This window comes from Aurantimonas sp. NFXS3, assembly GCF_049132005.1.
Taxonomy (GTDB): domain Bacteria; phylum Pseudomonadota; class Alphaproteobacteria; order Rhizobiales; family Rhizobiaceae; genus Aurantimonas; species Aurantimonas coralicida.
Genome location: NZ_JAGDDZ010000001.1, coordinates 107,261 through 124,038, shown reverse-complemented (window position 1 = coordinate 124,038; position 16,778 = coordinate 107,261). Strand labels below are relative to the sequence as shown.

Genomic DNA, 16,778 nt, shown 5'->3' with positions numbered 1-16,778 from the left:
GGGGACAGACCGGCCTCACTGCTTGTCCGGGTCCATCAGCCGGTGCATGTGGACGATGAAATACCGCATGGCGGCGTTGTCCACGGTCTGCTGCGCCTTCGACCGCCAGGCCGTCAGGGCCGAGGCGTAGTCGGGAAAGATGCCGACGATGTCGAGATTGTCGAGGTCCTTGAAATCGACGCTCTGGAGATCGTCCAGTTCGCCACCGAAGACCAGGTGAAGAAGCTGCTTGGGTTTCTGCTCTTCCATCATGTCCTCTTTCGTCCTGCACCGCGCCGCGCGCGGCGCAGACTGGGGTGTTGTTACCGGGTGCAGCCTTGTCCTGCACCAAAATACCGTCCGCTCCAAGGCGGCGGCGCCGTTCAGTCGGGAACGGCCTCGGCGAGCCTTTGCAGCCGCGGCATCGCCGCCAGCGAGGCGGCCATCAGGATCTCGTGCCGCCGCCCCTCGCTGCGATAGACGGTCGGCAGGCCGGCCCGGCCGCACAGGAGGCCGCCCGCCCGCTCGATCAGGAGATCGGCGGCGGCGATGTCCCAGTCGCTGGCGCGCGGCCGGATCAGCGTCCCGTCGAGCCGCCCGCAGGCCACCAGCGCCAGCCGGTAGGCCAGCGACGGCACGGCCTTCTCGCTGGCGAAGGCTTCGCCATCGGAGGCCTCGACGCGCTTGCGCATGGAATCGGGCATCGCCAGCCGCATCCGCTCGCCCGGCCCCGGCTCGGCAACGGCGCAAGGGGCCCCGTTCATCAGCGGCGTGCCGTCGGCGGTCACTTCGAAGATCTCGCCCATCGAGGGCGCCACGATGACGCCGACCACCGGACGGCCGTTCTCGACCACGGCGATCGACACGCACCAGGTGTCCTCGCCGCGCAGATAGGCCCGCGTGCCGTCGATCGGATCGACCACGAAGAAGCGGCTGCCGGTGCCCGTCCGTGCGTCGCCCGGCTGCATCTCCTCCGACACCCAGCCATAGTCCGGCCGGGCGCCCACCAGCGTGTTGCGCAGCATCAGATCGACGGCGAAATCCGCCTCGCTGACCGGGGAATTGCCCTCCTTCCACCAGACCTTGGGGTCGCGGCGAAAGAAGCCGAGCGCGATCTCGCCGGCCTCGACGGCCGCCGCCTTCACCAGTTCCAGATCGTCCTGGTAGCCCGACAAGATCACGCGCCCGCCACGGTCATGGAGCCGATCCGCAGGGTCGGCACCACGGTGGAGAACCGTTCGTCGAGATCGTCGGCCGCCGTCAGCGAGGCCAGCATGTCGGTGAGGTTGCCGGCGATGGTCAGCTCGGATACCGGCGTGGTCAGCTCGCCATTCTCGATGAGATAGCCCGAGGCGCCGCAGCTGTAGTCGCCGGTCACCAGATTGGTGCCGTGGCCGATCAGCTCGTCGATATAGAGCCCGGTGCCGGTCTCGTGGATCAGCGCCTCGCGCGACATCCGCCCGGGCGACAGGAGGACGTTGCTCGACGAGGGCGACACGCCGTTGCCGCCGCGTGCCGCGCGGCCGTTGCTCTGAAGGCCAAGCTCCGTCGCCGTCGCCGTGTCGAGCAGCCAGTTGCGCAGGATGCCGTTCTCGACCAGCGCCATCGGCGCGCCGCGCACGCCCTCGCCGTCGAAGGGGCGCGAGCCCGGCCGCCGCGGTAAAAGCGGGTTGTCGGTCAGCGTGAAGCTTTCCGGCAGGATCGCCTGCCCCATGCGGTCCTTCAGGAAGCTCGTGCCGCGGGCGATCGCGGCGCCGTTGACCGCGGCCACGATGCTGCCGATCAGCCCCCGCGCGATGCGCGGATCGTAGAGGATCGGCATGCGGCCGGTGGCCGCCGTGCCGGGGTTGAGGCGCCGCACGGTCCGCTCGCCGGCGCGCCGGCCGATGGCCTCGGGGTCGTCGAGATCGGCGTAATGGATGCGGGAATCGAAATCATAGTCCCGCTGCATGCCGACGCCGGTGCCGGCGATGACGCTGATCGAGCGCGAAAAGCCCGAGCGCATGCGGTGGCCGGCAAAGCCCGAAGAGGTCGCCAGCACGAGGCCGGCCGCGCCTGCCGAGACCGAGGCCCCACCGGAATTGGTCACGCCGGCAACGCCGCGCGCGGCCTCTTCCATCGCCAGCGCCTCGTCGATCATCGCCGTCGTGGCCAGATCGGTGTCGTCGTAGAGATCGAGACCAGGATCGTCGCGGCCGTCGGCCAGGCGGTCGGCATCGGCGAGCCGCGCGAAAGGATCCTCCGGCGAGACCTTCGCCATGGCGATCGCTCGCTCGACCAGCGGCTGCGGATCGCTGTGGATGTCGCCCGAGACGGTGGCGACGCGCCGACCGACGAAGACGCGGAGCGACATGTCCTCGCTCTCGGAATTCTCCGTGTCCTCGACTGCGCCGAGCCGGACCGAAACCGATCGCCCGAAGGAGCGGACCACCGCCACGTCGCAGGCGTCGGCCCCGGCCTTTCGTGCGGTCTCGATGAGCCGCTCGGCGACCGAAAGGAGCCGCGTGCTGTCGTCGTCCATGAACCTGCCTGCTGGTGTTCGTCACCGAACCATTTATTGTGCGATGCCATAGCCATCAAGGCGTCATTGCACGCGATTGCAGCCGGCCGCGCGTGCAGCAACCGGGAACGGGAGCTTCGGTGGAGCACACAACCTCGATCTTTCTGGAAGTCGTGCTGCTTCTGGGCGGCGGAATCGTCGCAGGTACGCTGTTCCAGCGCATCGGGCTCGGCACGGTTCTGGGCTATCTGTTTGCCGGCATTCTGCTCGGCCCGGTCTTCCGCGTCGTCGCCGATGGCGAGGAGATCCTGCATATCGGTGAGCTCGGCGTCGTTTTCCTGCTGTTCATCATCGGACTGGAACTGAAGGTCGGCCGCCTGTGGGCGATGCGGCGCCAGATCTTCGGCCTCGGCCTTGCCCAGGTGGTGCTGTCCGGCCTGGTGCTGGCGGGCGTCGCCTTCCTGTTCGACTTCTCGTGGCAGGCGAGCGTCCTGATCGGCTTCGGCCTCGCTCTGTCCTCTACCGCCTTCGGCCTGCAATTGCTCGACGAGGCCGGCGAGACCAATACCCGCCACGGCCAGTCGGCCTTTTCGATCCTCCTGTTCCAGGATCTGGCCGTCGTACCGCTTCTGGCCGCGATCCCGTTCCTGGCGCCGGCCTCGGGCGACACGGCGATCGACCCGGTCGAGATCGCCATCTCGGTCGGTGCCGTCGCGGCCCTGGTGGTCGGCGGCCGCTATCTGCTCAATCCGCTGTTCCGCCTCATGGCCACCTCCGGCGCCCGCGAGGTGATGCTCGGCGCCGCGCTCTTCGTGGTACTGGGATCGGCCATGCTGATGGAGGCGGCGGGCTTCTCCATGGCCATGGGCGCCTTCATAGCCGGCGTGCTCCTGGCCGAATCCACCTATCGCCACGAGCTCGAAGCCAATATCGAGCCGTTCCGAGGCCTGCTGCTGGGCCTGTTCTTCATGGGGGTCGGGCTGTCGCTCGACCTGGCCGTCGTGATGCGCGACTGGCTGGCGATCCTCGCCCTGACGCCGGCGCTGATGCTGGCGAAGGCGGCGATCATCTATCTTCTGTCGCGGGCCTTCGGCGAGACCGGCAACACCGCCACTCGCGTCTCCGGCCTGCTGGCCCAGGGCGGCGAGTTCGGCTTCGTGCTGTTCACCGCGGCCTCGGCGGGGCTGCTCATCTCCGAGGCGACGGCCTCGTTCCTCATCGCCATCGTCACCCTGTCGATGATGCTGACGCCGCTGACCACCTGGCTCGGACGCCGGCTCAGCACCGAGGCGAATGGCGACGAGGAGGTGCTGGACGAGGATTTTGCCGGCGCCGGCGCCTCGGTCCTGATGATCGGCTTCTCGCGCTTCGGGCAGATGACGGCACAGGTGCTGCTGTCGAGCGGTACCGACGTGACCATCATCGATTCCTCGGCCGAACGCATCCGCACGGCGGAGGCCTTCGGCTTCCGCATCTATTTCGGGTCGGGGCTGCGCAAGGACGTCCTGGAAGCGGCCGGCATCCGCAAGACGCGGCTGGTCGCCATCTGTACCAACAAGCGCGAAACCACCGACCGGATCGTCGACCTGATCCGCGCCGATTTTCCCAATGTCCGGCTCTATGTCCGCGCCTATGACCGCAGCCACGCTTTGTCGCTGCGCGCCCGCGGCGTCGACTACGAGATCCGCGAGACGGTGGAATCCGCCCTCGCCTTCGGGCGGGCGACGCTCGACGCCCTGGGCATCGAGGACGAGCTGGCCGACCGGATCACCGAGGATGTGCGCCGGCGCGATCTCGCCCGTCTCAAGCTGCAGGAGGCCGAGGGCTTCTATGCTGGCACCGACATGATCACGAACCGCGTCGTCACGCCTGAGCCGCTGGTCAAGCCGCGCCCGGCCCTCAAGGACATCGAGCGCTCGCCAACCGATGATGACGCCGGCGCGAGCCCGGAAGACGGGGCGCCGATCAAGCGCCGCCGCGGACGCCCCTTTCGCGGGCGCCGTCGCGACTTCGGCAAGATCCAGTCGCGCTGACGCGCGACGGCCGCAGCGTCATCCACCGAGGGCGGCGCTATGATGGCGCCGGAAAGCCGGAGCTCAGTCCGGCTTGGACAGCTCCGATTCCGACTTCAGCACCCGGCTGCCATCCTCCTGCTCGATCATGTAGGCGGGGTTGTCCGCGTCGGCATTGCGGGTGATCTCGCTGCCCTCGATGGTGCGGGTGACCTTTTCGGTGAAGGTGTCGCTGACCTTCCCGGTGCCGGTCCCGGCTCCCCAGTTCCATTCGACCCATTCGCCCTTGCGGTACTTGGCCATCGGCTCGCCTCCTGTTGATTGGATAGGCGCGAAGCGATCTCGCGGCGGATGCGTTCCCGCAGGGCTTTGCGTCCGGGCCGGCCAAATCGCCGCAGAGCGGGCGCGGAACCGGAATCCGAAGGCCGCCGTTTGCAGACTCGTCCCGGCCTTGCGGCCTTCCATCCATCGGCCCCGTCATGAACCCTCGCCTTGCCTATCACGCCGAACAATTCGGCCTCGCCCTCACCGATCCGCACCGGTTCGAGGTCGAGCGCCGCAAATGCGGCAAGGGGTTCAAGATCTGCTTTTCCAACGGCGAGCCCATCGCCGACAAACGCCTGCGCAAGCGGGTGAAGGCCCTCGCCATTCCCCCGGCCTGGACCGAGGTGAAGATCTGCATGGACGAGAGCGGCCACATCCAGGCGATCGGTCGCGACGAGAAGGGCCGGCTGCAATATCGCTATCACGACGAATGGGTGAATGTACGCGACGCGGTAAAGACCGAGCGGCTGCTGCGCTTCGGCCATGCCCTCCCCCGGCTGCGCCGCCGCGTCGAGAAGGACATGCGCCGCCGCAAGCTCGACCGCCTGACCACCTCGGCGATCGCCACCCGGCTGATCGACCTGACCGCCATGCGGCCCGGCCACGAGAAATATGCCAGCGATGGCGGGCGCGGCGTCGCGTCCCTGCGCAAGGACAATCTGCGTATCGTCAAGAAGGCGGCGGTGCTGAAGTTCGTCGCCAAGTCCAACAAGCCGCAGCGCATCGAGATCGTCGACCGGCCGATGGTCAAGTCGCTCAAGCGGGTCCGCAAGGGCAAGGGCAAGCGCCTGTTCCGCTTCCCCGATGCCCGCAAGGAGCAGCGCGAGCTGACCGCCAACCTCCTCAACGACTATCTGCACGAGGCCGCCGACGCGCCGGTCTCGGCCAAGGACTTCCGCACATTCCACGGCTCGGCCGAGGCGCTGCGCTATCTGGTCGAGGATGCCGGGGACAAGGTGAACAGCAAGTCGAAGCGCAAGCGCGCCGTGGCCGCGGCCATGCGCTCGGTCTCCACGGTGCTGCGCAACACGCCGGCCGTTGCCCGCGCGTCCTATGTCCACCCGCAGATCGTCGCCGCCTTCGAGGCCGGCGAATTGTCGCCCGACCTCCTGAAGGGTCGCTGCCGCGAGGGGCTCACCCGCGTCGAGACCGGGCTGATGCGCTTCCTCGAACAGGCAGCGCGCAAGCCGGTCACGGCCGGGCAGAACGAGACCCTGAACGAGGCAGCGGAAACGCCGCCACAAACCGGTCGGCTGGACGAGCGGGTCCTCGAAGCCGCCGAGTAGGCGGCCGCCGACAGTGTGGCCTATCCGGCCTTGACCGACGTGATCCCGTGCTGACGCCGACCGCTGTTCCTGGACGAGAGCAGCGCGTCGAGCGACCGCTTGGTCTCTTCCTTCACCGGGCTGGTCTCGTCGAGGATCTGTTTGGTGCGCAGGAAGTCGAGGACGCCGTAATGCGACACCGGCGGGCAGATCAGGAGGTCCGGCGGATGCATGTGGACCTTGGTGTCGATGATCGACTGCATCATCAATTGCGAGGCCCCGAACAGCGCCTCCAGCGGCGTCGGCATGATGTCCGGCCCGCCCTTCGGGCCGCCATTGACGTCCACGGCGATGACCTTGTCCACCTTGCCCTGCAGCCGGTCGAAGGGCAGCGGGTTGAAGATGCCGCCATCGATCAGGATCCGCCCGTCCCGGCGCACCGGCCGGAACACCGCCGGCAGGGCGGCCGTCGCGGCCAGCGCGCTGAACAGTTCGCCGGAATCGATCTCGCACTCCAGCTTGCCGTAGAAATCGGTGGCCATCACCCCGAGCGGAATCTTCAGCTCGCTGAAATGCAGCGGCAGATCGAGCGGCAGGAAGGCCCGCACCACGCGCTCGGCATTGAGCTGGCCGAGGCGCAGCCCACCATCGGCAAGGAATTCCTGGAAGCTGCCCGGACGGGTGCGCCAGAGCCGGCCGAAGACGAGGCTCTTGCCGGCAAAGCAGTCGAGGACGAAGTCGCGGACGTCGCGGCCGCTCATGCCGGAGGCGCGGCCGGCCCCCATGATGGCGCCGATCGATGAACCGACGATGCGATCCGGCACGAGCCCGAGTTCGTCGAAGGCTTCGAGCACATGGATATGGGCGAGCCCGCGCGCGCCGCCGCCCCCTAGGGCGAGCCCGAGCGTCGTCACGCCGTCAGGCTCCCGCGGGACCGACGGTGATGATCGTCGGCGGCGCCGACAACAGCGCCTCGGCCTGCGCCTTGACGTCATCGAGCGTGACCGCGTCAATCAGGTCCTGGCGCTTGTCGATATAGTCGATGCCGAGATCGTCGAGCTGGATGCCGAGCAGCGTCGAGGCGATCGCCGCCGAGGAATCCAGATTGCGGATGGCGTAGGCGCCCTTCACATAGGCTTTCGCCTTCGCCAGCTCCTCGGCCGTCGGGCCGTTTTCGGCGAGATCGGCCAGCTGCTCGCGGATGATCGCGATGCTTTCCTCGGCCTTTTCCGCCCGGGTCGCGGTGCTGATGCCGAGCACCGCCGCATGGTCGTAGCTGGCCAGGAACGAACCGGCGCCATAGGCGAGGCCGCGCTTCTCGCGGATTTCCTCGTAAAGCCGCGACGTGAAGGAGCCGCCGCCCAGGATGTGGTTCATCAGATAGGCGGCGAAGAACTCGTCATCGTCGCGCATCACGCCCGGCAGGGCCATCTGGATCGTCGTCTGCGGCACCGCCAGGTCGACGGCCTCGGTCTTGCCGAGGACCGGCTGGATATCGGCCACGGGCTTCAGCTCGGGCGTTTCGGGCAGCGCGCCGAAGACTTCGTCGAGCCGCTTGCCGAGTTCGTCCGGCGTGATGTCGCCGACGACGCCGACATAGAGATTGTCGCGCGCGAAGATGCGCTTTCTGAATGCCTCGAGGTCGGCGGCGCCGACGGTTGCCAGCGTCTCCAGCGTGCCCTTGGTCGGCCGCGCATAGGGATGATCGGCGAAGACCGTGCGCGAGAAGGCCTTGCCGGCGAGCTCGCCGGGATCGTTCTGCTCGGCGAGGATCCCGGCCATGATCTGGCCGCGGATCCGCGCCACCGGCTCCTCGTCGAAGCGCGGATCGTTGATCGATGCCTTCAACAGGGCGAAGGCGTCGTCATTGACCTCGGTGATGGTCCGGAAGCTGCCCGAGAAATTGTCCAGGCTGGCGTCGTAGCTCAGCGACACGCCGAGATCGTCGAGCCGCGCCTGGAATTCCTGGCTGTCGATGTCGCCGGCCCCCTCGTCGAGGAGACCGGACATCAGGTTCGCAGTGCCTTCCTTGCCGGGATCGTCCTGGGTCGAGCCGCCGCCCTTGAAGGCGAATTTCATCGCGATCAGCGGATTGGTGTGATCCTCGACGAGCAGCGCCTTGATGCCACCGGGACTGGTGACCGTCTGGATATCGACGGCCTCGGCGGTGCCGACCGATGCGAAGGACAGGCTGAACGACAGGGCCAGGGCGGCGATCGTGCCACCGAGCGCGGGGACGAATGACTTCAACGGGAGATTCCTTCTGCGAAGGGGAAGATCAGGAGCGCGTGTCGGCATCCGGCTGGGCCTCGGGTCTGAGATAGCCGGTGACCGAGCGCTGCGGCCGCAGATATTTGCGGGCGACGGCGTTGACGTCCTCGACGGTCACCGCCTCGATGCGCTCGGGCCATGCCTCGACATCCTCGATGGTGCGGCCGGTGGCCAGGGCCGCGGCATAGCGGCGGGCCATGGAGGTCTGGCTGTCGCGCAGATAGATCATGTTCTTGCGCACCCGGTTCTTGGCCCGGTCCAGTTCCGCCTCGGTAACGCCGTCTTCGATCAGCGTTGCGATTTCCTCGTCGAGCGCCGCCTCGACGGCATCGAGGGAAGCGCCGTCGCGCGGCGTGCCGTAGACGACGAACTGGGCCTCTTTGAGCGCGGTGCCGCCGTAATAGGTGCCGGTGGCGGCCGCCAGCGCCCGGTCGACGACCAGCCCGCGATAGAGGCGACTGGTGGTGCCGCCGCCCAGAATGTCCGCCAGAATGTCCAGCGCCTCGGCCTCGCCGTTCTCGTCCGTCGTTTCCGACGGCACCAGATAGGCGGTCTGCAGCGACGGCTGTGTGACGCGCGGATCGGTCAGCGTCACGGTGCGCTCAGCCAGCGGCTCCGGCTCGACCGGACGAACCCGGTCGCCCGGATCGGCCCGCCGCTCGACCTTGCCGTAGGTCTCCGCGACGAGATCGCGGACCTCGGCGACGTCGACGTCACCGGCGATCAAAAGGGTCGCGTTGTTCGGCGTATAATATTTGTCGTAGAAGGCGATCGCGTCGTCGCGCGTCAGGCCTTCCATCTCCTGCCGCCAGCCGATCACCGGCGTGCCGTAGGGGCTGTTCTGGAACAACGCCGCCTGCACGGCTTCCGAGAGCTGCGAGCCCGGATCGTTGTCGATCCGCATGCGGCGCTCCTCCAGGATGACGTCGCGTTCCGGCAGGACCGCCTCCTCGGAGAGTACGAGGTTCTCCATCCGGTCGGCTTCCATCTCCATCACCATCGCCAGCGCGTCGGCCGGCACCTGCTGGTAGTAGCCGGTATAGTCGGAGGTGGTGAAGGCGTTCTCCTGGCCGCCGATATCGGCGACACGGCGCGAGTACTCGGCGGTGGGGTGATTCTTCGTGCCCTTGAACATGAGGTGTTCGAGGAAATGCGCGATGCCGCTCTTGCCGGGCGCCTCGTCCGCCGAGCCGACATGGTAATAGACCATCTGGGTGACGATCGGCGCCCGATTGTCGGGCAGCACTACGACCTGCAGGCCGTTGTCGAGGGTGAAGGTGGTGAGATCCGGCCCGTTTTCGCGCGCCGCGGTCTCGGGCGTCGTCGGCGCCGTGTCGGACGGATCGGTCACCTCGGCCTGCGCCGGGGCCGGCTCTGTCTGGGCACCGGCCGACAGCGTCAGGGGCAGCACGAAAGCGACGGCGAGCGCCGGCAGGCCGATGGGGCGGAAGTGATGCGTCATCGTTCGGTCTGATCCTCGTTGTTGCACCCTGTTGCAAGCCTCGCGACTATGCCGGATGCCGAGAATCCTTGCCAATTAAGGTTTGTTTAGGTCGCCGTGAGGATGGCGGTCAGCGGCCCGGGGCGACAAGAAAGCGCAGCACCGTCTCGCCCATGGCGCGTTCGTCGGTCTGCTCGAACCCGCCCGGCACCTCGAACGGCGCGGCCAGCGCTTCCTCGACGATCACCAGCGCCCCCGGCTTCAGCCAGCCGCCGTCGCGCGCCGAGACGAGCGCCGCCGTGCCGAGCCCGCGCCCATAGGGCGGATCGGCCACGACGCAGTCGAACGGCTCCATCGTTCCCACGATGCCGAGGCTGGTGGCGTCGCGCCGGAAGATCTTGGACCGCCCCTGCAGGCCGAAGGCCTCGATGTTCTCGCGGATGAGACCGCGGCCCTCGACGCCCTCCTCGACGAACAGGCAGAAGCGGGCGCCGCGCGACAGCGCCTCGATGCCGAGCGCCCCGGTGCCGGAGAACAGGTCCAGCACCCGGGCGCCGTCGAGCTGGAAGCCTGCCCGGTGCGTCAGGATGTTGAACAGGGTCTCGCGGTTGCGGTCCGTAGTCGGCCGGATCGTATCGGTCTTCGGGACGGCCAGCCGCCGCCCCTTCAGTTCACCCCCGACGATGCGCATGCCGGATCAGCCCTTGCGCGGCGGACGCGGCGGGCGCCCCGGACGCTGCGGGGCATCGCCGCCGGAGCGCGGCGGACGACCGGCGGGCTTGCCAGCCCCACCACGCGGCGCCGACGGGCCGGACGGCCGTTCGCCGCGGGACGGGCCCCGGTCGGGCCGGCCAGCCTGCGAGCCCAGCGCTTTCTTGGTTCCCTGCGGCCGTGCGCCCGGCGCCATCCAGACATTGGCGCTGCGCTTGGGCGCATCGATCGGCCGCTTGGGCGGGCTGGCCGCGTCGTCGCGGCCGCTGGCTGCGTCGCGATCGCCATAGGGCTTCTTCGGCCCCTCGAAGCGCTTGCCCGGACGCTCGCCGAACGGCTTGCGGTCGCCGCGATCGTTACGCTCGGGCCGTCCGGCACGGGTATCGAGCCGGCCCAGCGCATCCTCGCGCTTGGCCTCGCGGACCCGCTTCTTGTTCGGCGCGGTCTCGCTGGCGGAAATCCACTCGTCGGCCTTCTTCGGCCGCTCCGTGCGCTCGGCCTCGACCGGGCGGTTGGAGAAGGGCTTGGCCACGGGCGCGTCGAAATCGGCGCCTGATTCCTCGATCAGCCGCTCGCCGAGCTGGTCGCGCAGCATGCGGCCCTTGATCTCCTGCACCGACCCTTCCTTGAGGTCGCCGAGCTGGAACGGGCCGAAGGACAGCCGGATCAGCCTGTTCACCTCGAGGCCGAGATGCGCCAGCACCTTCTTGACCTCGCGGTTCTTGCCCTCGCGCAGACCGAGCGTCAGCCAGACATTGGAGCCCTGCTCGCGGTCCATCGTCGCCTCGATGGCGCCGTAGAAGACCCCGTCGATGGCGATGCCCTGGCGCAGCTCGTCGAGGCGCGCCTGGGTGATCGCGCCATGGGCGCGCACGCGGTAGCGCCGCAGCCAGCCGGTCGCCGGCAGCTCCAGGATCCGGGCGAGCCCGCCATCATTGGTCAGGAGCAGCAGCCCCTCGGTGTTGATGTCGAGGCGTCCGACGGTGAGCACCCGCGGCATGTCGCCGGGCAGGCGGTCGAAGATCGTCGGCCGGCCCTCCGGGTCGCGGTTGGTGGTCACCGTGCCCGCGGCCTTGTGGAACAGCCACAGCCGTGTCCGCTCGATAGCCGGCAGCGGCGCATTGTCGATCTCGATCCGGTCGGAGGCCGTGACGACGACGGCCGGCGTGTCGAGGACCTTGCCGTTCAGCTTGACGCGGCCATCGGCGATCATGCCTTCGGCGTCGCGGCGCGAGGCGATGCCCGCACGCGCCAGGCGCTTGGCGATCCGCATCTCGCCAACGGCGGATTCGGTCTCGGCGCGCGGCGCACGATCGTCGCGCGGCGCCCGCTTCGGCCGGTCGTCACGCACCGGGCGGCGCTCGCCGCCGGGCCGCTCCGTGCGATCGCCTCTCGGCGCATCATGCTGCAGCCGTCCGAAGCTGCGGGGCTTCGCCCCCTCGCCCTTGTCGTCGCGCGCGCCGCCATGGGAGAACATGCCGCGGCTCTTCGGCGTGAAGGGCTTGCCACCCTCGCGCGGCTTCGGCCGGTCACCGCGCTCGCGGTCACCGCCACCTGCGCCCCGTTTGCCACCGGGTCCGCGTCCGCGACCTTTTCCGTCGTCGCCGTTCGTCGTATCGCTCATGCAACTGCCTCTCATGCGGCGGCTATCTGCTCGGACCGGCGCTCGGCGCCGGCTCACCACCGTCGAGATGGTGAAAGGATCGGTGGCGCGGTTCGCCCCTGAGGAGCTGGAACGCTTGCGCCGACCCGCGAATGGATTAGCAGGTGGCTCTACAGCATCGCCCGTCAAAGGGGAACGGGATTCGGACCGCGCCATGCGGCCGGATCGACAGACCAAGGAGCCGCCTCTGCCCCGCCCGACCTTCATGGACATCGCCCTCGAGGAAGCCCGTCTGGCCGCGGCGCGGAACGAGACGCCCGTCGGTGCGGTCATCGTGCGCGGCGACGAGGTCATCGCCCGCGGCGGCAACGAGACCCGCCAGCGCAACGATCCCACCGCCCATGCCGAGATCGTCGCGATCCGTGCGGCGGGTGCCCGCCTCGGTTCCGAACGCCTGCCGGACTGCGATCTCTACGTGACGCTGGAGCCCTGCGCCATGTGTGCGGCGGCGATCTCCTTTGCGCGCATCCGGCGGCTCTATTACGGCGCGGCCGATCCCAAGGGCGGCGGCGTCGATGCCGGGCCGCGCTTCTTCAGCCAGCCCACCTGCCACCACGCGCCCGAGGTCTATTCCGACATCGCGGCCCGCGAGAGCGCCGAGCTTCTGCGCGGTTTCTTTCGAGCGCGGCGGTCCTGACCGCGCCCGCCTACCGGCGACACCGCATGCGCGTGTCTCAGGAACGAACCGCCCGGCGAACGGGCGTGATCAGAACGGCAGGAGGTCGCGGATCTTCGAGCCGAGGCCCTCGCCGCTGCCGCGCAGGCGCCGTTCCTTGACGCTCTCGTCGACGCCCGGATCGCCGACCGGGGCGGTGGCCGCGGGCTGGCGATAGGCGACCGGCGGCTCGCTCAGATATTTGCGCTGGGCCGGGCTGCCCTGTGCGCGCTCCTTGAGGCGGGCACGCACGAGTTCGCCGCGACTGCGCAGCTGCTGCGGCGTCAACAAGGGCGCGTCGTCGTTGTTCTTACCGAAATCGAAGCCGTCGCTGCTGGTGCGATCGAGATAGGCCTGCGTCACGCCTTCCTTGCGGGCGGTCGCGACATCCGCCGGGATCGGTCCATCGCCCTGATAGGCGGCGGCCTGCAGGCGGGCGCTGCGCTGTTCGGGCGATTCCGGCCAGTTCGGATCACCGGTCGTGTTGCGCGCCGTCTGCGGCGCCGGAAGGACACCGGTGTTCTCGGGCTTCACCAGCTCGGGGCGCGGCGCATAGGCGATCTCGGCGCTCTTGTTGTCGCCGCCGAGGCTGACGACGTTGTTGAGATCGTCGAACAGCGTCTCGCCCTGCGACTTGCCGGTGCCGTAGGTCGGTCCCAGACAGCCGGTCAGCGCCAGGCTGGCCGCTCCGATAGCCGTAGCGCGAAGCGCATTGCGGACTGTCTTCGATGTCATCCGGTACGGCCCCCTAGCCGATCATTTCCGCCCCCCATACCGGCATGCGGCCGGTCGGGCAGACCCTGCGCATGTCACGGAAATCTGGCGAATTCCGGGCGCAGTTCTAGGCTGCTGCAATGGGTTCTGCAAGCGTGCGGCCACCGCCGGGGCCGCCGCACGCTGTGATTGACCGCCGCGTTCAGGCCGCCGTCAGCCGCCGCGCCGCCTTCAGCTCGTGCAGCGCCGCCGCATCGCGCGCCGACACGTCCGGGAAGGCCGGGTCGGAACCGACATCGCCGGTGATCTTCCACGAGCGGGCGCATTTGGTGCCCTCCGCCTTGCGAAAGACGACGGCGACGCCCGGCGTGTCGGCCAGACGGAAGGCATCCGCCGGGGCCGGCTCGGCCGAGATGACGACACCCGAGGTGATGGCGATCTCGGCGAAGTCGACCGAGGCCGCCTCTGCCCGCAATTCGGCATCCTCGACATGGACCACCGGCGAGGCTTCCAGCGACGAGCCGATCACCTTCTCGCGGCGCTTTTCCTCCAGCGCGCCCATGACGACGCGGCGCACCCGGCGCAGCTTCTGCCAGCGGGCGGCCAGCTCGCCGTCGCGCCAGGCCGGATCGACGTCGCGGAAGCTTTCCAGATGCACGGACTTCGCCTCCGGATAGCGCGACAGCCACGCCTCCTCCATGGTGAAGGGTAGCATCGACGCCATCCAGGTCACCAGGTGGTCGAACAGGATGCGGACCACCTGCAACGACGCCTTGCGGCGCGTCGAGGACAGCGGATCGCAATAGAGCGCGTCCTTGCGGATGTCGAAATAGAACGCCGACAGCTCCACCACCACGAAGTCGAGCAGCGTCCGGCTGATCCGCTTGAAGTCGAAGGAATCGTAGCCCTTGCGCACGATCTCGTCGATCTCGGCCAGCCGGTTGAGCATCAGCCGCTCCAACTCCGGCATCTCGGCCAGCGGCACCGTCTCCCCCTCGTCGTGGGAGAGCGTGCCCAGCATCCAGCGCAGCGTGTTGCGCAGCTTGCGGTAGCTGTCGATGTTGGTCTGCAGGATCGTCTTGCCGAGCCTCAGATCCTCCGAATAGTCGGAGCTGACCACCCAAAGCCGCAGGATGTCGGCGCCGGACTGCTTGATGACATCCTGCGGGGTGACGACGTTGCCGAGCGACTTCGACATCTTGCGCCCTTCCTCGTCCATGACGAAGCCATGGGTGAGGACGGCGTTATAGGGCGCCCGGCCGCGGGTGCCGCAGGATTCCAGCAGCGAGGAATGGAACCAGCCGCGATGCTGGTCCGAGCCTTCCAGATAGAGGTCGGCCGGCCATTTCAGGTCGGGCCGCTTCTCCAGGCAGAAGGCGTGGGTGGAGCCGGAATCGAACCACACGTCGAGGATGTCGCGGACCATGGTCCACTTGTCGGCATCGTGCTCGTTGCCGAGGAAGCGCTCCTTGGCGCCGTCGGCGAACCAGGCGTCGGCGCCCTCGGCCGCGAAGGCTTCGAGGATGCGGGCGTTGACCGCCTCGTCCTTCAGCACCTCGCCATTCTCGTCGGCGAAGACGCAGATCGGCACGCCCCAGGCGCGCTGGCGCGACAACACCCAGTCCGGCCGGTCGGCGATCATGCCGCGCAGCCGGTTCTGGCCCGACGCCGGCACGAAGCGCGTCGCGTCGATGGCGCCGAGCGCACGGTTGCGCAACGTGTCCTCGGTGCCAGCGTTTGCCGACTGGCCGTCGAGGCCGTAGCCGCCGAGGTCCTTGTCCATATGGACGAACCATTGCGGCGTGTTGCGGAAGATCACCGGCTTCTTGGACCGCCAGCTATGCGGATAGGAATGCTTCAGCCGCCCGCGAGCGAGCAGATTTCCGGCCTCGATCAGCGCGGCGATGATCCGCTTGTTGGCGTCGCCCTTCTTGCCCTTGTCGTCGATGACCCGTGCAGGCCCGCCCTCGGCGTCCGGGCCGAAGCCCGGCGCGTCCTTGGTGTAGAAGCCGTCGTCGTCGACGGTGAAGGGGATGGTTGTGTCGATGCCGCGCTTTTCGAGGTCGCGGCGCGCATCCATCCAGGCGTCGAAATCCTCGCGGCCATGCCCCGGCGCGGTGTGGACGAAGCCGGTACCGGCATCGTCGGTGACATGGTCACCCTCGAGCAGCGGCACGGCGAAATCGTAGCCGCCGCCGACACCCTTCAGCGGATGATCGCAGACGAGGCCCGCGAGATCGCCGGCCGGAACGTCCGCCACGCGGCGATAGCCGTCCTCCGGCACCCGCGCCTTGGACAGGACGTCGGCGGCCAGTGCGTCGGCCAGCACCAGCCGGTCGCCGGCCTTCGCCCAGCGCGGATTCTCCGCGTCTTCCCCGGCCGTCACCTCGTAGAGGCCGTAGGCGATGCGCGGCGAATAGGCGATCGCCCGGTTGCCCGGGATCGTCCAGGGGGTGGTCGTCCAGATGACCACGGCCGCACCGGCAAGCGCCTCGCTGCCGCGCACCGGGAACTTGGTCCAGATCGTGTCGGACTCATGGTCGTGATACTCGACCTCGGCCTCGGCCAGCGCGGTCTTTTCCACCACCGACCACATGATCGGCTTGGAGCCGCGATAGAGCTGGCCCGACATGGCGAATTTCAGGAGCTCGCCGGCGATCACCGACTCCGCCCCGTAGGCCATGGTCAGATACGGGTCCTTGAAGTCGCCCTCGACGCCGAGGCGGCGGAACTCCTCGGTCTGCACGCCCACCCAATGGGCGGCGAAGTCGCGGCATTCCTTGCGGAACTCGTTGACCGGCACCTCGTCCTTGTTCTTGCCCTTGGCCCGGTACTGCTCCTCGATCTTCCACTCGATCGGCAGGCCGTGGCAGTCCCAGCCCGGCACGTAATTGGCGTCGTAGCCGCGCATCTGGAACGAGCGGGTGATGACGTCCTTCAGCACCTTGTTCAGGGCGTGGCCGATATGGAGGTTGCCGTTGGCGTAGGGCGGCCCGTCATGCAGCACGTATTTCGGCCGGCCGGCCGATTCCCGGCGCAGGGTGCCGTAGAGGTCCATCGCGTCCCACTTGCCGATCCATTCCGGCTCGGCCTTGGGCAGGCCGGCGCGCATGGGAAACGGCGTTTCGGGCAGGAACAGCGTTTTGGCGTAGTCGATCCCGGTGGCGGAACCGGCCGCAGTGTCGTTCTTGGTGTCGCTCATGAATTCAGCCATGTCGTCTGCCGCGGTCGTGACGGCGGCGC

Annotated in this window: 14 protein-coding genes; 3 read left to right on the top strand and 11 right to left on the bottom strand. The window is 68.5% G+C overall.

Translation table 11 applies throughout. The annotated features are described in order from the left end of the window. Positions 1–15: 15 nt before the first annotated feature. The 3 genes from J3367_RS00545 to J3367_RS00535 all read right to left on the bottom strand — a co-directional run bounded on the left by J3367_RS00545 (position 16) and on the right by J3367_RS00535 (position 2,500). The gene (locus J3367_RS00545; protein WP_024349245.1) at positions 16–252 is read right to left on the bottom strand and encodes a DUF4170 domain-containing protein; all 237 of its coding nucleotides are present in this window, start codon (positions 250–252) and stop codon (positions 16–18) included. A 110-nt stretch (positions 253–362) separates the two neighbouring features. After that, positions 363–1,160 carry a 3'(2'),5'-bisphosphate nucleotidase CysQ gene (locus tag J3367_RS00540; protein WP_024349246.1) on the bottom strand — a complete coding sequence of 266 codons (798 nt, stop codon included), beginning with the start codon at positions 1,158–1,160 and terminating at the stop codon, positions 363–365. After that, complete coding sequence (locus tag J3367_RS00535; protein WP_024349247.1) at positions 1,157–2,500, bottom strand: TldD/PmbA family protein; 1,344 nt, start codon at positions 2,498–2,500, stop codon at positions 1,157–1,159. The genes J3367_RS00540 and J3367_RS00535 overlap by 4 nt, the downstream gene beginning before the upstream one ends. A gap of 119 nt (positions 2,501–2,619) precedes the next feature. Between J3367_RS00535 and J3367_RS00530 the strand changes: the two genes are divergently transcribed. Next, complete coding sequence (locus J3367_RS00530) at positions 2,620–4,512, top strand: monovalent cation:proton antiporter-2 (CPA2) family protein (protein ID WP_024349248.1); 1,893 nt, start codon at positions 2,620–2,622, stop codon at positions 4,510–4,512. A 63-nt stretch (positions 4,513–4,575) separates the two neighbouring features. On the opposite strand, the gene J3367_RS00525 is transcribed toward J3367_RS00530, so the two are convergent. Then, the gene (locus tag J3367_RS00525) at positions 4,576–4,794 is read right to left on the bottom strand and encodes a DUF2945 domain-containing protein (protein WP_024349249.1); all 219 of its coding nucleotides are present in this window, start codon (positions 4,792–4,794) and stop codon (positions 4,576–4,578) included. 176 nt (positions 4,795–4,970) lie between these two features. Here J3367_RS00525 and J3367_RS00520 point away from each other — a divergent pair, with 176 nt between their 5' ends. Continuing rightward, positions 4,971–6,101 (top strand): DNA topoisomerase IB, encoded by a 1,131-nt coding sequence (locus J3367_RS00520; RefSeq protein WP_024349250.1) that lies wholly within the window; start codon positions 4,971–4,973, stop codon positions 6,099–6,101. Between the two features lie 20 nt (positions 6,102–6,121). On the opposite strand, the gene J3367_RS00515 is transcribed toward J3367_RS00520, so the two are convergent. From J3367_RS00515 to J3367_RS00495, 5 genes are all read right to left on the bottom strand, one after another. Continuing rightward, positions 6,122–6,994 (bottom strand): patatin-like phospholipase family protein, encoded by an 873-nt coding sequence (locus J3367_RS00515; RefSeq protein ID WP_024349251.1) that lies wholly within the window; start codon positions 6,992–6,994, stop codon positions 6,122–6,124. A 4-nt stretch (positions 6,995–6,998) separates the two neighbouring features. Further along, positions 6,999–8,378, bottom strand: a complete 1,380-nt coding sequence (locus J3367_RS00510) for a M16 family metallopeptidase (protein WP_373279274.1) — start codon at positions 8,376–8,378, stop codon at positions 6,999–7,001. Further along, positions 8,359–9,813, bottom strand: a complete 1,455-nt coding sequence (locus J3367_RS00505; protein ID WP_024349253.1) for a M16 family metallopeptidase — start codon at positions 9,811–9,813, stop codon at positions 8,359–8,361. Before J3367_RS00505 ends, J3367_RS00510 begins: the two co-directional genes overlap by 20 nt. Before the next feature lie 109 nt (positions 9,814–9,922). Then, a complete protein-coding gene (rsmD, locus tag J3367_RS00500) occupies positions 9,923–10,483 on the bottom strand; it encodes a 16S rRNA (guanine(966)-N(2))-methyltransferase RsmD (protein WP_024349254.1) in 561 nt (186 codons plus the stop codon). 6 nt (positions 10,484–10,489) lie between these two features. Further along, entirely contained in the window at positions 10,490–12,127 is a 1,638-nt protein-coding gene (locus J3367_RS00495) for a pseudouridine synthase (protein WP_024349255.1), read from the bottom strand. Between the two features lie 193 nt (positions 12,128–12,320). Here J3367_RS00495 and J3367_RS00490 point away from each other — a divergent pair, with 193 nt between their 5' ends. Further along, positions 12,321–12,803, top strand: a complete 483-nt coding sequence (locus J3367_RS00490; RefSeq protein WP_024349256.1) for a nucleoside deaminase — start codon at positions 12,321–12,323, stop codon at positions 12,801–12,803. 69 nt (positions 12,804–12,872) lie between these two features. Here J3367_RS00490 and J3367_RS00485 read toward each other — a convergent pair whose 3' ends face one another. Together J3367_RS00485 and ileS are read right to left on the bottom strand one after the other, a co-directional pair. Next, on the bottom strand, positions 12,873–13,556 hold the full coding sequence (locus tag J3367_RS00485; RefSeq protein WP_024349257.1) for a hypothetical protein: 684 nt from the start codon (positions 13,554–13,556) through the stop codon (positions 12,873–12,875). A 181-nt stretch (positions 13,557–13,737) separates the two neighbouring features. After that, positions 13,738–16,737 carry an isoleucine--tRNA ligase gene (gene ileS / locus J3367_RS00480; protein WP_421459965.1) on the bottom strand — a complete coding sequence of 1,000 codons (3,000 nt, stop codon included), beginning with the start codon at positions 16,735–16,737 and terminating at the stop codon, positions 13,738–13,740. Positions 16,738–16,778 lie beyond the last annotated feature (41 nt).